General features: G+C 40.4%; 12 protein-coding genes. 6 read left to right on the plus strand and 6 right to left on the minus strand.

Annotated features, from left to right (window positions below; all coding sequences use genetic code 11):
• Positions 1 to 303: 303 nt before the first annotated feature.
• Positions 304 to 1,992, plus strand: coding sequence for an NB-ARC domain-containing protein (locus ACZ5QV_RS01385; protein WP_464600885.1), 1,689 nt, complete (start codon positions 304 to 306; stop codon positions 1,990 to 1,992).
• A complete protein-coding gene (locus tag ACZ5QV_RS01390; RefSeq protein ID WP_464600886.1) occupies positions 1,953 to 3,374 on the plus strand; it encodes a tetratricopeptide repeat protein in 1,422 nt (473 codons plus the stop codon). Before ACZ5QV_RS01385 ends, ACZ5QV_RS01390 begins: the two co-directional genes overlap by 40 nt.
• A 266-nt stretch (positions 3,375 to 3,640) precedes the next feature.
• Here the strand turns inward: ACZ5QV_RS01390 and tcmP are convergent, their stop codons facing one another.
• From tcmP to glmU (ACZ5QV_RS01420), 6 genes are all read right to left on the minus strand, one after another.
• Complete coding sequence (tcmP, locus tag ACZ5QV_RS01395) at positions 3,641 to 4,567, minus strand: three-Cys-motif partner protein TcmP (RefSeq protein ID WP_464600887.1); 927 nt, start codon at positions 4,565 to 4,567, stop codon at positions 3,641 to 3,643.
• A 68-nt stretch (positions 4,568 to 4,635) separates the two neighbouring features.
• The gene (locus ACZ5QV_RS01400) at positions 4,636 to 5,376 is read right to left on the minus strand and encodes an SPL family radical SAM protein (RefSeq protein ID WP_464600888.1); all 741 of its coding nucleotides are present in this window, start codon (positions 5,374 to 5,376) and stop codon (positions 4,636 to 4,638) included.
• Positions 5,377 to 5,997: 621 nt separating this feature from the next.
• Positions 5,998 to 7,191, minus strand: a complete 1,194-nt coding sequence (gene glmU, locus ACZ5QV_RS01405; protein ID WP_464600889.1) for a bifunctional sugar-1-phosphate nucleotidylyltransferase/acetyltransferase — start codon at positions 7,189 to 7,191, stop codon at positions 5,998 to 6,000.
• Positions 7,188 to 8,498, minus strand: coding sequence for a phosphoglucosamine mutase (glmM, locus tag ACZ5QV_RS01410; protein WP_464600890.1), 1,311 nt, complete (start codon positions 8,496 to 8,498; stop codon positions 7,188 to 7,190). The genes glmU (ACZ5QV_RS01405) and glmM overlap by 4 nt, the downstream gene beginning before the upstream one ends.
• A 645-nt stretch (positions 8,499 to 9,143) precedes the next feature.
• Positions 9,144 to 11,000 carry a glutamine--fructose-6-phosphate transaminase (isomerizing) gene (gene glmS, locus ACZ5QV_RS01415; protein WP_464600891.1) on the minus strand — a complete coding sequence of 619 codons (1,857 nt, stop codon included), beginning with the start codon at positions 10,998 to 11,000 and terminating at the stop codon, positions 9,144 to 9,146.
• A 34-nt stretch (positions 11,001 to 11,034) separates the two neighbouring features.
• A complete protein-coding gene (glmU, locus tag ACZ5QV_RS01420) occupies positions 11,035 to 12,252 on the minus strand; it encodes a bifunctional sugar-1-phosphate nucleotidylyltransferase/acetyltransferase (RefSeq protein WP_464600892.1) in 1,218 nt (405 codons plus the stop codon).
• A gap of 288 nt (positions 12,253 to 12,540) precedes the next feature.
• Here glmU (ACZ5QV_RS01420) and ACZ5QV_RS01425 point away from each other — a divergent pair, with 288 nt between their 5' ends.
• The 4 genes from ACZ5QV_RS01425 (at position 12,541) to ACZ5QV_RS01440 (ending at position 15,723) form a co-directional block, all read left to right on the plus strand.
• Positions 12,541 to 12,702 (plus strand): hypothetical protein, encoded by a 162-nt coding sequence (locus tag ACZ5QV_RS01425; protein ID WP_464600893.1) that lies wholly within the window; start codon positions 12,541 to 12,543, stop codon positions 12,700 to 12,702.
• Positions 12,703 to 12,711: 9 nt separating this feature from the next.
• Positions 12,712 to 13,128 carry a hypothetical protein gene (locus tag ACZ5QV_RS01430; protein ID WP_464600894.1) on the plus strand — a complete coding sequence of 139 codons (417 nt, stop codon included), beginning with the start codon at positions 12,712 to 12,714 and terminating at the stop codon, positions 13,126 to 13,128.
• Positions 13,129 to 13,191: 63 nt separating this feature from the next.
• Positions 13,192 to 14,775, plus strand: a complete 1,584-nt coding sequence (gene tnpC, locus ACZ5QV_RS01435) for an IS66 family transposase (protein WP_464600643.1) — start codon at positions 13,192 to 13,194, stop codon at positions 14,773 to 14,775.
• Positions 14,776 to 14,838: 63 nt separating this feature from the next.
• Positions 14,839 to 15,723, plus strand: a complete 885-nt coding sequence (locus ACZ5QV_RS01440; protein ID WP_464602139.1) for an RNA-guided endonuclease InsQ/TnpB family protein — start codon at positions 14,839 to 14,841, stop codon at positions 15,721 to 15,723.
• Positions 15,724 to 15,791: the final 68 nt, after the last annotated feature.

Consider the following 15,791-nt stretch of genomic DNA (forward strand, 5'->3'; position numbering starts at 1 on the left):
TTAAATGTCTAGAATTTAAGCTCAAACTGTAATATTTAGTACAGTTGATTTTGTGTCTCCAGTATGTAAGCTCTAATAGAGCACCCTCAATTATCGAGAGATGCATCAATTATACAATATTTGGGGTGTTGATAACTATAATGGGGTATAACAGGGTATGGGGATCGAATGCTCAAATTTTACATAACTGCTAGAGTTTCTCAAGTGCACAAGGCTTGTAAAAAATAAAACCCTATTATATATGCAGCATTTTATAAAACATATAGTAAAATAGTTATAAGTGGATGAGCATAAATGTTTTTTATGAAAGATAATTCAAAAGAAAAAAGTAAAATTTACTTAATTAGAAATATTTCGGAGCCCGTTCATGGTGATATAAAATATGAAAACAACACAATTCCTATAGAAAGTTTAATGGATATTATATATAACTTATTTTATGAGAACGAAGGATCTCCAATAAAGGCAGTAGAAATAGTAGAAAAATTAGTCGATCGAAAAATATTAGAAGAAGAAAAAGTTGGGAGGTTTTCAGATAGAGTTATGAAAAGACATGTATGTAAAAAATATAAAATTAGTGATACTACATATAAAAGAAAATGCTATTTCTATCCTACTGCCCTTATCCTAAGACTTGAAAAAGATAACACTAAAAAGGGTAATTCTCCCGAAGAGGCAAATGAAAATATTAGCAAAGATTCAGATATTTATATATATGATTCTACAGCAAATTCTGAATTTGATGCTAATTTAGAAAAGATTTATGAAAAGGTAAAAGTTAATATCTGCAAAAATTCGGTTACATTAAAAGATTTTCTAAATTTGTTTCATAATGAAGATCCCAAAATTGTACTAAAAAATTTAATAGACATAACTAAAATTGTAAATAATATAAATGAACCTGAATATGATACCTTAGAGAGCTTAAAAGAGGAGGTATCCAGTAAAAATGGACATTTTTGTAATTTAACTCATCCTAAAAATCAAATTTTTGTTGGTAGGGATTTTATATTAAATGATATTAAAAATTCTCTTTCATCCAGCAATGGAAAATCAGTGGAAATTGTGGTTCTTAGCGGGCTTGGGGGTGTTGGTAAGTCGGAACTTGCAATTGAATATGCACACGAACACAGTAATGATACTGAAAGTATATGGTGGTTAAGGGCGGAAAGCCGCCACAACCTTGAAATGGATTATTTAGACTTGAAAGAACACTTTAAGATCCACTTTCCCAAAGAGATGAAAAATGAAGAACGTATCAAAAGAATTAGACTTGAATTGGAAAAGCAAATAGATTGGCTGCTGATTTTTGACAATGCACTTAGAATAGAAGACATTAACGATTACTTGCCTAAAAGGAAGACAGGTCGCGTCCTTGTAACTTCCCGTAACCCGAATTGGCAAAACGTGACAAAAGTTATCGAAGTAGATGTATTTTATCGTAGCGAGTCAATAGACTATATAATAAAATTTTTACTTAGAGATGTGAGAGATAAACAAGTGGCTGATAAATTAGCAGTTGAAATGGTAGGTGATGCTGATAAACTGGCAGCTGAACTTGGCGACCTTCCATTAGCCCTCACACAAGCTTGTGCATATATTAAAAGTAAAAGTTGTAGTACAATATCCGAGTATTTAGAGTTGTTTAAGAAATATAAAGTAGATCTTTTTAAGGAAAAGGAAAGCAAAGTGGACAATTACCGTAATACTATTGAAACCACATGGCTGATCTCCATAAAAGCAGTTGAAGAATCGTGTCGTGATGGAGTATATCTATTAACTCTCTGTGCATTTATGGCTCCTGAGGGTATTCCAATAAAACTAATTGAAAAAGGCTCTGATCATCTCCCGTGGAACGGCGATATACTTTTTTCAGACGGATTAAAAATGAATAGGGCAATATCATCCCTGATAGGCTATTCACTCATACAACGCGAAAAAGATATGTATCAGTGCATAGGCTTGTACAACTCGTTACCAGGGATAACATAGGCAAGGATGAAGTGAATATATGGATTGGATCGCTTATCAAAACAATTAATGCAATATTGCCAGATGATATCAATATAAAAGAAAATAGGGATATATATTACCACTTACTGCCCCATTTATCAAATATTATAGGATTAACCAAGAAAACCAAGGAGATATCAATTCAAGATGAAAATATAGACAGAGATATAATATTCGCAATTAATAAAGTTGGAGACTTTTTATTTAATACAAGTGATTTCAAAAAACACATTGAATACCAAGAAAAAATATTGGAAATTTGTAAAAATCTTGATGACGGGGAAAAAGAAAAAGCAAAATGTTATACTAAACTCGGCACCGATTATAATAGGCTTGGTGATTATCAAAAGGATAAAGAATACCAAGAAAAAAGCTTAGAAATCTGCCAAAAGATTAACTACAAGGTAGGTAAAGCAAACTGTTATACTAACCTTGGCAAAGCCTTTCACAATCTCTGTGAATTTAAGAAGGCCATCGAATACCAAAATAAAAGCCTAAAAATATGGAAAGATATTAACGACTTAGAAGGAGAGGCAAACTGTAATATTAACCTTGGTGTTGCCTATTATAGGCTCGGAGATTTTATGGAGGATATCAAATACCAGAAAGAAAGCCTAAAAATATGGGAAGATATTGAAGACAGACAAGGAGAATCTAACTTACAAGGAAAATCAAAATGTTATACTAACCTTGGCAACGCCTATTTTAGTCTTGGTAATTTTAAGGATGCCATCAAATACCAAAAAGAAAGTCGGGATATCTGCTTAGAAATTAGCGACAGACAAGGGGAATCTACATGTTATAATAACCTTGGTGTTGCCTACCATAGTATTGGTGGTTACGAGAAGAACGACGAATGTCTAGAGAATGCCAAAAAATACCTGAATGAAAGCATAATAATCTGCAAAGAGATTGGTGATAGAGAGGGTGAAACAAAATGTTATGGTAACCTTGGCAACTTCCATCATAGCCTTGGTGATTATATAAATGCGATCAAATATCAGGAAAAAAGCCTAATACTCTGCTTAGAAATTAGCGACAGACAAGGGGAATCTACATGTTATAATAACCTTGGCAATATCTATCATAGTCTTGGTGAGTATAAGAAGAATATCGAATACCAAGAAAAAAGCCTAAAACTCTGCTTAGAAACTGGTGACAGACTAGGTGAATCAAAATGTTATGCCAGCCTTAGCAAAGCTTATGATAGTCTTGGTTCTTACGAGAAGAACATCGAATATTTAAAGAATGCCAAAGAATATGAAGAAAAAAGACGGAAAATCGCTATAGAGATTGTAAATCGACAAGATGAAACAAAAAGTTATACTATCCTTGGCGATATATATAACAGATTATCCTGAAACTTGTTTTTTGAGACTTTTTGATATTGAATTTGAATTTTGCATTTTTAGGTGATTAGTGTCTCTCCATATGAATCATGCGCTTAAGCTTAAGCACATATAGAATCGGTTCTAATATCAAAATCGCAATCATCTTACATAATATATTTGCGAAATTTGGCATATGCGCTTAAAATTAGTGAAACAAGTTTAAATCATCTGGATTTTGCTTGATCATTATCAGTGAATTCAGGAGACAAATGAAAATATTGAAAATATCAGAAAAATTAAAAAGAATCAAACAAAGACTTTTGACCCGGCTTAAGTTTTCTTTTAGCCTCAATTTCTTTTGCATTTCCATTCCATTCTATTTCTAACCATTTCTCCATTTCAGGAATTTTTTGTAACTTAGTCACATAGTTTCCTGCAGGAGAATCAGTGAACAAAAGTAATGTGTAAACGATAATTCCGGAAGTTCCACGAACCTTAAAAACGATTGGTGCTTTCTCATAAAATTTAGACATACAATCAATGTATGCTCCAACGAGGACTTCTCTTGTATTACCGTGTTTTGCAAGACTTTCAAGCTCTTGCCACTTAGTTTTATTAATACCTAATGATTTACAAATAAGTGACTCATTATTAATTTCTCTTTGAAGAGAAGAAGTCATTAGACTGATTAATACCTCTGGACGACGGCTTCTTTCACGATTTTTCTTATCAATATATTTCTTTTCTACAGAACATATTTTTTCTACTACCGTCCAAGGAAGTTGTTTTGGTCCATATGGATCTAAAAGCCAAAGAGTAGGATATTTCAAGTTGACAACTTCTAATGCTTTATCAACTGCTTCTTCTATTGGCAATGTACTAATTATATTTTGAACATTGCAACTTTTTAAACTTTCTATCAAATTTTGCTTTTGCAATTTTAAGATATTATTGTCTCCATGATAGGTATTTAGGAAAAGAAGTCTACCTTTTTCATATTCTTCTAAGCATTCTGCAGCTAAAAGTGCTGTGCCAGGCCAAGTTTTGTCATTTTCTTCACAGTGACACCAACCCCAAGATGCATATAAGTCTATGATATCAAGTGAAGGTATAAAACTAGCCTTGTTCCCAACTTGATTTTTCCAGATGCTCAAATAATTTTTTAAGAATTCGTGTTTTTGAATGCTGTGCCATTTAACTAACTCGCAAATATGCCCACTCACTTCCTTAAATTCCTGCACCATATATTCAAGAATGAAATGAATGGAATATAAATATTTCGAAGATGTATTTAGGTAATTTGTAAATCTCTTTTTATATAATAATCTTTCTTGTATGTATCAAGTTTTTGAATCACATCAAACTTGAATTTTTTCCAGTCTATCAATTTTTGCAATTTGTTATAATTGAGTTTCCCAACCTTATAGAAATCAACAAATTCTTGAGTGAGATCAATAAGTTCAAGCGTTTGATCTGGACTCCAGACGGGTTCAAGTGAAACAAAAGTAAATATACCTAAATCATGTGCCTTTTTAAGAGAATTAATTCTTTCATTTGTAGGAGCTGCAAAGGGTTCTATTTCTTTTCTCATTTCTTCATCCGTGAAAACTAAAGTCGCACCATACATACATAAATCCAGTTTATTGGCAAGTAAATCAAAATCTCTTTCTGATCTTTTACCCCCTTTCGTGAGAATTTGCACTTTCAAGTTATGTTCTAATAGTAATTTTATTGCTTTTCTTGTTAGCTGTTTTTCAACATCAAGATGATTGTATGGGTCGGTTGTGAAAGATAGAAGAACGGAACGTATCTCATTTTCATTAGATAAAACAACAACATCTTTTTCAAATTTTTCTAGAACATCTTTTCTAACAGTTACATTTAGAAAATCTTCTCTTTTTCTGAACGTTGCAGAAGGAGCATAACAGTAAGTACAACCATGATCACACCCGCGATAAAGGTTAGCTGCTAGCTCACAATACTCTTTCGCTCGTCCTCTCGTTTCATAAATGATTGAAGTTCTTTTTTTCACATCTGAAGACTCCGTATACCTTGAAAAACATTGAAATATTAAAAATCAGTATCCCAACTTTACTATAAATTTATACAACAACTTATAAATAAAGACCCATAAACTCAAACCTCATTTTAGGTATATTGATATGTTAAAAGTAATCAGTGTTTGCATTTTTATTGTATCTCCCTTCATTATATGAGCAACTAACTACATCAAACTAAGTGATCTTATGCTATTGCCTTTTTTTCCGGCTTCGAGATTTTTTCAAAAAGGCATTCCCTACAATTCGGCATCATAAACTACCTATCAAAGAGAAGAGTTTCAAAGTTTATACTTCGGGGTTAGGAAATTGAAGGAAAGGAGACAGAGAGAAAAGAGAATAAGGGCTGAAAGGTTCCAAACCTGTAATATTTACCGAATAAGTTGCGATTGAATAAACACCTTTGTAAGATTTATTTGGAGAAACGGCCGAGCCGATATTGCGTTTCTCTTTGTTTTGCCGCCATTTCCTGAAATATGTCGCCCACTCTGTACTACGGCGTTGAGATCCCCGTTTTTGAAAAACCAGCTTAATCCTAGAACTCGATCAAAAAAATAAAAGATATGAACAGAAGAAGCCCCCCAACCCCTTCCTTTTCACCTCAAAATAACTTCTCCCGGCCTAGTTCCTCTCCCCTTCTCCAGCATTACTCCAGTATTAATACTCGTATTAATCCCGGTATGCACGTCATCCCCCATAATAACTCCAAGTTTTCGACGGCCCGAGTCAACGATTTTCCCCTTTATCCGGACCTTGACGTTTTTCCCATCATGCTTCAGATTTGCGACCTTTGTTCCGGCCCCGAAGTTGCAGCGGTGGCCGAGGACGCTGTCGCCTACATAACTCAGGTGGCCCACTTTCGTATCGTCCATGAGAATCGTGTTCTTGAGCTCCACGGCGTTTCCTACGTGGACGTTGTTTCCGATTGCGGTTGAGGGGCGGATGAAACAGTTCGGGCCGATGTCGCAGTTTTCCCCGATAATCACAGGACCCAGGATATAGGCCCCGTTTCTTATAAGCGTGCCTTTCCCGATCACGACTTCTCCCTTAATGGTGGCGTTGGGCTCAACCGTCCCCTCGGAGTGGCCCTTCAGACTTTTCATGAGGTACTCGTTGGCCTTCAGGAGGTCCCAGGGATAACCAATATCGATCCATTCGGTTTCCAGGAGCCTGTACCCAACAGCTGCACCCTCGTCGATCAGGAGCTGGAGGGAATCCGTGATTTCAAGTTCTCCCCGGACCGAAAGGTTCGTCCTGTCGATGTAGTCGAAAATTGAGGCGTGGAAAAGGTAGATTCCGGCGTTTGCCAGGTTCGTGGGCGGGTTTTTGGGCTTTTCAATAATCCTTGTGACCTTTTCCCCAACGGTTTCCAGCACCCCGAAATCCTGGGGGTTTTCGACTTCCTTTACGCAGATAACCGCATCCTCTTTTCTTAAGACAAGGGCCTTCAGGTCCTCTGGACTTACGAGCATGTCCCCGTTGAGCACGAGGAAGGCCCCTTCCACATAGCCCCGGGCGCAGCCTATGGCGTCAGCCGTCCCGAGCTGCTTTTCCTGATGGACGTAGTCTATTTCCACGCCCCATTTGCTCCCGTCTCCGAAGTAGTCCCTTATCTGTTCTTCCAGGTAGCCGGTAATGAAGACGAAACCGTCAAGGCCGGCTTCCACGCCCGCATCCACGATGTGCTCCAGGATCGGTTTGTTTGCCACAGGGAGCATGACCTTCGGGCAGGCCGAGGTCAGGGGCTGCATCCTGGTGCCTTTGCCTGCTAAAAGGATTACGGCTTTCATTTGAGAGCTTCCCGGACAATTTTCTCAGCGATTGCGTAAATCCTTTCCACAGCTGCCTCGTCTCTCGCCTCGGCGGTAATCCGGACCTTGGCTTCCGTGCCCGAGGGGCGGACAAGTGCCCAGCCTTCCTCCGTCTCGACTCTGACCCCGTCGATTGTCAGGACCTCACCGAGGGCCTTTAGCCGCTTTCCGGCCTCTTCCATAAGGGCGGCTTTCTTATCGTTTGCACAGGGGATGGCTCCCCTTCGGGTGGCGTATTTCGGAAGTTCCGCCCGGAGTTCGCTGAGTTTTCTGTCCTTCACGATCTCGACAAGTTTGGCGGCCGCATAAATCCCGTCCGGGCAGTAGGAGAGGCGCGGGAAAATCCAGCTCCCCGAGGGTTCTCCCCCGTAGACGGCCCCGTGTTTTTTGATTCCTTCGGCGACATAGACGTCTCCAACCCTTGTCCTTAAAATTTTGGACTTCGGGAGGGAATCGGCCACCAGCATGGAGGTGTCCACAGGGACAACCACGATCCCCCCGGTCTCTCCGCACTCGTAACGGCCGAAAATAGCGAGCAGCTCGTCGCCTGAGACAAAGCTTCCTTTTTCGTCCACGGCCATCAGGCGGTCCGCGTCTCCGTCCTGGGCAAGCCCGAGGTCGGCCTCAAAGTCCACGACCGCCTTTTTCAGGAGGGACAGGTTCGCGTCGTTCGGTTCCGGGTTCCGGGCCGGGAAATGACCATCGGGCTGAGCGTTTAAGGTTATGAGCTCGCAGCCCAGTTCCTGCAAAAGGTAAGGGGTAATCGTCCCCCCGGCCCCGCAGCCGCAATCCAGGACAACCCTCAGGGAAGCCCCCCCGACTTCAGCCTTGATAAGCTCCATATGGTCCCTGATTACCTTTTCGTCTTCCGAAACCCTGCCCATTTCGTCCCAGGTGGCGCGGCCGAAGGCCTCGTTTTCAATCGCATCCTCGATTTCCTCCTGCTGGGCCGAGTCAAAGGCCATACCGTCCGGGTTCCAGAGCTTTATGCCCACATATTCCGAAGGGTTGTGGGAGGCCGTAACCATTACCCCGCATTCATAATCCCTGGCCGCACAGGCAAGAGTGGGCGTGCTCACAAGCCCGACCCTCGTAACGTCGCAGCCGGCCGAGGTCAGCCCCGCAATCAGGGCGTGCTCGATCATCGGGGCCGCAATCCGCGGGTCTCTTCCGATTACCGCACTTTTCTTTGTCTTTCCGAGCACCTGTCCGACCTTAAGCGCAAGTTCGGGAGTAACCTCTTCGTTTGCTATGCCTCTTATCCCTGAAGATCCGAATAATTTCATTTTTTTCCCACCACTGTTTAAAAATTAAAAATTAATGGAATTTAGGAATGGTTAAAATATAACTCCAGATTTGATTTCAGGAATTACTCTATACTCATACAGATTGTGTTTTTGTTGGTAGAGATGTTTGGTGTGGCACTCAAACCACGGAACACACGGAACACACGGAAAAAGAATGCGTGTGGACGACTATTATGGTTGCTCTGGCGTTTTTTAGTCTGCTTGAGTCAGCGAAGCGAGCGAAACGGACCTCGTGCTGTTGCGATTTCATCGCAACTCCCAGGAAATCTTCGATTTCCTGTGATCCCGAAGCGAAACTCGGGGAAGACGACAATTAAGGTTGCTTTGGCGTTTTTTCATCATCTTTCAAGAATCCAGGGTATTCTTTGAATCCGATTATATAAAGATCCAACTTACTCACCGGCCAAAGGCCGGTTTCCGTGTCCTTCCGTGGTTGGAAGTCCTCTTGCTTGTGATTTTTGATCGAGAACTTCAAAACGATAAAGCTGAGTAAGTATAGTTCCATTTCCCTAAATAATCATTCTTGTTACAAAAATCCTTGATATTATATTTGAATCATTCTTTGCTAATTGAATAAATTAAAATTCAAATAACTTAAAAAGTAAATAACTTAAAATTCTGAAATCACTCCACAGTCACACTTTTTGCGAGGTTGCGTGGTTTGTCTATGGAACGGCCGAGGGCAAGGGCGGTATAATACGCAAGCAACTGGAGTGCGACACAGCTCAGGATAGGGGAGAGCAGTTCATCTGCGGAAGGGACTCTCAGCACCATGTCCGCGTATTTCTCAATCTCGGTATCATCCGTGTCCGCAACGGCAATTACGGTTGCGTCCCTGGCTTTTACTTCCTTGATGTTGCTAAGGATCTTGTCATAGGTCTGCCCTTTCGTGGCAATTGCAACGACAGGCGTTCCCTCTTCAAGCAGGGCAATCGGGCCGTGTTTGAGTTCTCCTGCCGCAAATCCTTCCGCGTGGATATAGGAGATTTCCTTGAGTTTGAGGGCCCCTTCAAGGGCAATCGGGAAATTCAGGTGCCGGCCCAGGAAGAAGTAGCTTCCGGCCCCCTTAAAACTCTCGGCGCATTCCTTTATGGCCTCTTTCTGGCCCAGGACCTGCTGGATCTGTCCGGGGACCTTTTTAATTCCCTTGATAAAGTTCTTGACAGCATCAGGTTCGAGTTTGCCTCTTACAAGTGCGAACTTCACGGCGAGGAGGTAGAGCACAGTAAGCTGGGCTGTGAAGGCTTTTGTGGAGGCGACCCCGATTTCCGGGCCTGCTCTCGTATAGATCACGCCGTCGGTTTCCCGTGTGATGGTGCTTCCCACGACGTTCGTGATAGCCAGAGTCCGGCAGTTATAAGCTTTCAGGCCCCGCATCGCGGCGAGGGTGTCGGCGGTTTCTCCGGACTGGGTGATTGCGATTGCAAGGGTATTTCCTTCCACGACCGGGTTTCTGTAGCGGTACTCCGAGCAGATTTCCACATCGGCATGGATTCCGGCAAGCTGTTCAATGAGGTATTTTCCGAGTAGGCCAGCGTGCCAGGAAGTCCCGCAGGCCAGGATCTGCACCTTTGAAAGTTTTCTGATCTCCTCCTCACTCAGAGGAAGACCTTCAAGCTCGATGTCTCCTTCAAGCTCCAGGATCTTGCCCGCCAGCGTGTTGTTGATGGAATGGACCTGCTCGTGAATCTCCTTGAGCATGAAATGTTCATATCCGGCTTTTTCCGCGGCCTCAACGTCCCATTCAACCGTTTCCACGGTTTTTTCCAGAACTTCTCCGTCCTTTCCAAAGACCCGTATTTCCCCAGGGCTGAGAACAGCCGTTTCATAGTCATTTATGTAAATAACGTCCTTCGTATGCCCGAGAAATGCCGTCACGTCCGATGCCGCAAAGTTTTCCCCGTCCCCTATCCCGATTACCAGAGGGCTGTCTTTACGAGCAACAAAAAGTTTTCCCGGCTCCTCCGGGGAAACCACAGCAAGCGCATAGGAACCCTTTATTTTCCCCAGGGCCTGCCGCAGAGCTGTCAAAAACTCGTATTTACTTTCTCCGCAATAGAAAGGGTCTCCGTACAGTTCTCTGTGCAGGAGGTGAGCTATTACCTCGGTATCGGTTTCGGATTTGAAAACATAACCCTCTCCGGCCAGTTCCTCTTTTAACGCCATGTAATTTTCAATGATCCCGTTGTGCACCAGCGAGACCCGGGCCGGTTCCCCCGAGTTATGGGGGTGGGAGTTTTGCGTACTTGGCCGGCCGTGGGTAGCCCACCTGGTGTGTCCTATCCCGATAGAACCCTCCAGTTCCTCCGGAATTTCCGCTTCAAGATTTACGATCTTTCCCACCGCTTTAAAGGTCTCAAGTTTGCCATCAAGCACCGTGATGCCTGCGGAGTCGTATCCGCGGTACTCGAGTTTTTTAAGAGATTCAATAAGGATCGGTGCTGCAGGCCTGTTTCCCGCATATCCTATAATTCCACACATTTTATATTCACCCCGCGTTTTCCGTTTTTTAAATTCAAAGCACTATCGAGTCCCGGGAAAGGTTCCTGTGGACGGTGTTTCCGGACTCAACCTTGCAGTTAACAGCAATCATCATTCCGGCTTTTACAAGCACCCTGTCTCCTATCTCATTGCTGTCCCCGAGGATCGCCCCGAGTCTGGGAGCCGGGTGGAGCTCGTCGTTTATTATTATTTTCAGATCCTCTTTTTCCTCAGTGTCAAAATAAGCTCCAATGCTGTTGTTGCTGCCTATCAACGAGTTCGTGACCCGGGAATGTGTGGAAATCAGGGTATCGTCCATTATAATGCTGTTTCGGATTTCGGTAAAGGGCCTGACCGAGACATTGTCCCCGATCGTGGTTGAGGGCAGGACCACCACATTGGGCCCGATGTCGCAGTTTTCTCCTATTATTACAGGCCCCACGATATAGCACCCGGCCCGGATCTTCGTGTTTTTTCCGACCGAGACCTTTCCTTTAAGGACAACCCCGTCTTCGACCCGGCCTTCTATTTTCAATTCGGAAGCCGTATTCAGAAAACTGGCGTTGGCCTTCAAAAGATCCCAGGCAAAGGCCGCATCCATCCATTTTGCTTCGGTTGGAACGGCGGAGACTTTCTTTCCGTTATCGATCATAAGTTGAAGGGTGTCGGTTATTGCGTATTCCCCATATTCCGAAATGGGGGTGCTTTCAATGCATTCAAAAATAGAGGGCGTGAACACATAGATCCCGGTATTCACAATATTACTTTCCTTCCCGGGCTTCTTCTCCAGGATCTTCAAAACCTTTTTACCTTCTGTCAGGACCACGCCGTAGCCTTCGGGGTCTTCCATTTTAACCGTCAGAAGGGTGACATCTCCGTTCCTGTTTTCCAGGAGGTCGGTAATGGTCCGGGTTTCGATAAGGTTGTCCCCGTTTAAGACCAGGAATTCGGAATCTTCGGAACCTATAAGGGTTTCGGCCCGTTTCACGGCATGGGCCGTCCCGAGCTGAGCTTTCTGGTCCACATATGTTATGTTAACCCCGAAGGTCAGTCCATCCTCAAAATAATCCATTATGCGTTCTTTCTCATAACCGACTATCAGGACAATGTCCTTAATTCCATTTGCCGCAAGGGCTCTTACAACATGCTCCAGAATCGGTTTATTCGCGACCGGGAGCATCACCTTCGAGCGGGTGAGGGTGAGCGGCCTGCAGCGCAAACCTTCTCCGGCGGCAAGAATGATCGCTTTCATAGAGGTACATTATATCTTTTTTAAATTTATACATTGTCATCATAGCTACAGGAAGCCTTTTTCCGGCCACATCTGGTATATAGGAATATATGCCTGATTATTTATCAAAAAAAGGGAGGGGGTCGTAACTGAAATGGGATATATAAATAATTATATATAATATTATTAAATATATATGATATTGGTGATATAAAGGCTACTTTCTATAAAAGAAGCAGCTGAAATTATAAAGATAGATTACTGAGATTTGCTTTTGAAATATTTGAAGAATTGTGCAAATCGAATGGAGTGAAAATAGAAATAATTAACCAAACAGAAGAAACAACATACGAAGAAGAATTAGTCGAAGACGTTCTTACAATAATTACCGTTTTTTCAGCTAAATTATACGGAAGTCAGAGCCATAAAAATAAGCAAATAATTGAATTAAACGAAAGAATGTTTAAATGATGGGTTATTATGTCAAACCGAGCTAAAGATAAATATAAAGATACTGTCACATATTCTTTGAAACAAGAAGTTGTGTTTTCAGAAGAGGACACAAGGGTTCTTGATGGACAATCGAAGATCTGCAACTGGCTTTATAATTATCTTTTTGATGAAGTTGAAAACGATTACCAGAATAATAACGGAGCAAATAATTTAACAAATAAATATAACTTGAGAAATTTAGTCCCATCATTGAAAGAAAAATATCCTTTTTTGAGAACTGTGCATTCATCTGTACTAAAAAATGTGGCTTTAAGGTTAGCAGGTGCTTATAGATTTTACTTTGAAAGGGAAGATGTTGCACACCCCCATTATAGAAGTTGGAAAAAACATTGGTTTTCACGTATCTATTCAGCTACCTCTGTTTCTAACTTATATTTCGTATAAACTCAACAATTACTTTTTTCATATAGATTAATATAAAAATCATCGGATTTTGGAATGAGGTTTATGAAATGTGAAGAGATTCTTACTCAATGCCGTTCAGACCCTGAATCCATTGTTTCATATATTGAGGATCTTGAGTCTCGGTATGAAGATCTTGGATCTCGGTATGAAGATCTTGGATCTCGGTATGAAGATCTTGGATCTCGACACGAAGAGCTTGAATCTCGGTATGAAGATCTTGGATCTCGACACGAAGAGCTTGAATCTCGATATGAAAATCTTGAATCCGAAAACACCGAACTTCGAGAAAGACTTAATGAGTTAGAATCTCGCCTAAAAAAGAATAACCAAAACCAAAAAAGAAATCGACTTCCCTCTACTAACAATTCTACTGATAAAATACCTCAATCAAAAGGTTCACAAAAAGGAAGTTTTAGACGTCCTGGCGGCCAAAAAGGGCATCCTGGTTCTACATTAAGGATGATTAAAAATCCTGATAAAACAATCATTTATAAGCTACATAAATGTGAACATTGTGGTTGTAACATTGAGAAGATTGAAGTTATAAATTACGAGAAGAGACAAGAATTTGAAATAATTGTAAGGCGTAAAGTGACCGAACATCGTGCTGAGATCAAAAAATGTCCTTATTGTAACCGCAAAAACAAAGCTGCTTTTCCGAAATCAATTACAAAACCTGTCCAATATGGCAATATGGTTTTAACAATTGCAATTTACCTCCGAAACTACCAATTGATTCCCTATGACCGAATCAAGAAATTATTTAAAGATGCCTTTGGATTTGATATAAGCGTTGGTACAATAATTAGGGCAGAAAATAAGTTATTTCACAAGTTGAAAGGTGCTACAAACCACATCAAGAAGCAACTGATAAAAGAAAATGTCATCCATGGTGATGAAACTGGAATCGACGTTGGTGGTCAAGGGGAATACTGCCATTTAATCTCTACAAAAAAATATACATACTATTTCCATAATAGGAGTCGAGGATCAAAAGCAATGAATAAAATGGGAGTGTTGCCTAAATATAGAGGAATTATAGTCCACGATTTCTGGAAACCCTATTTTAAATACAAATGTGAACATGCGGCATGTAATGTCCACATTCAAAGAGAACTTAAAGACATTTATAACATATTCAAGCAAGTGTGGGCTGAGGAGATGTCTGATCTCCTATATGAAATTAAAAAATGCGCAGACTTTGCCAGAAAACAGGGCATACAAATAGATGAAGATACGCTCAAGACCTTTAAAGAAAAGTATCAGTCAATACTAATGAAAGGATTTGAGGACAATCCTCCACCTGAAATCTCGAAAGACAATGGGGTTAAAAGAGGAAGAAAAGCGCAGAGCGATGCAAAAAATCTCCTTGATAGACTTTCAAAGTATGAAAAAGAAATCTTGAGGTTTGCTACGGATCTAAGAGTTCCTTTCAGTAACAACCAAGCAGAAAGAGATCTCAGAATGATAACAGTTCAGCAAAAAATATCGGGAGATTTTAGGAAACCCCATGGAGCAGATGTTTTCTTTAGAATTAGGGGATACATATCTACACTAATAAAGAATAATATACCTACTATAAGTTCACTTCATGCGGCGATTGAAAATGTGCCACCCTTACCCTGAATAGATACGTTTTCACTTGAGTACGAAGAACCCAAAAAAGGTTGGAAAATTGATGAAAGAAATATAACTATCAGTTTAGGGAAAAACGAAGACAGAAAACAGATGAAAGTTATAGGGATTTTAAATAAGAAATTGAATAACAAAGGTGAAATAAAAACTTTCAGATTGATAAAAGAAAACAGGAAATTCTATGCAGTTTTCACAATAATTGAACCTAAAAAACAAACCAAACCGGGGGAAAAATGGATCTCTCTTGACCCAAATCATAAAAATTTGTTTGTTGGTTATGATTATAAAGGAGAAAGTATTGAATTTCAAAAGTTGAATGAAGTTAAATTTTGGGATGAAAAAATTGATGAATTGAAATCAAAACGAGATAATTGCAAAAGAAGATCAATTTTTGTCCCACTGGAAGGGAGAAAAGGGTACTGGCAGCCGAGTAGAAAATGGTCAAATTATAATAATGCTTTAAAAAGAGCAGAGCATACCAGACGAGAACAAATAAAGTTGGCAATGTTCACAATAGCAAATTATCTTTGTAAGTATTATGATAAAATTCTAATTGGAGATTATACGCCTTCCACTGAAGTAACCCCATTTAAAAACATGAGAAGAAGCATGTTAAACAACACACATATTGGAACTTTAAGGAGCGTTGTTAAATGGGTGGCTGAAAAAAGTGGTAAAACTTTTATAAAAGTCGATGAATACCATACCACTAAGGAATGTTGTATTTGTGGCGATTTGGAAGCGAAAGCTCCAGCCATAAGAACATTCACATGCAAGTCATGTGGTACAATGTTATATAGAGACATCAACAGTGCCATAAATATAGCTAAAAAAGAACTTAATTTGTCTTGCACGGACTATGAAGGTAATTTGGAAAAACCTTTGTATATAGCACAGTGGCGATTTAATAAATCCCAAATTAATGTGCTAAAAAATTAAACGAGAAAGATGATACTTTCTTACCTAAATATACAAATTTATATATAATTATATAAAATTGTATATAT

The sequence above is a fragment of the Methanosarcina baltica genome, from assembly GCF_055394095.1.

Coding starts and splice junctions, on each gene's coding strand:
- ACZ5QV_RS01385 (WP_464600885.1), top strand. CDS start 304: ATGAAAGATAATTCAAAAGAAAAAAGTAAAATTTACTTAATTAGAAAT.
- glmU (WP_464600889.1), bottom strand. CDS start 7,191: ATGAAAGCCGTAATCCTTTTAGCAGGCAAAGGCACCAGGATGCAGCCC.
- glmM (WP_464600890.1), bottom strand. CDS start 8,498: ATGAAATTATTCGGATCTTCAGGGATAAGAGGCATAGCAAACGAAGAG.
- glmS (WP_464600891.1), bottom strand. CDS start 11,000: ATGTGTGGAATTATAGGATATGCGGGAAACAGGCCTGCAGCACCGATC.
- glmU (WP_464600892.1), bottom strand. CDS start 12,252: ATGAAAGCGATCATTCTTGCCGCCGGAGAAGGTTTGCGCTGCAGGCCG.
- ACZ5QV_RS01430 (WP_464600894.1), top strand. CDS start 12,712: ATGTCAAACCGAGCTAAAGATAAATATAAAGATACTGTCACATATTCT.
- tnpC (WP_464600643.1), top strand. CDS start 13,192: ATGAAATGTGAAGAGATTCTTACTCAATGCCGTTCAGACCCTGAATCC.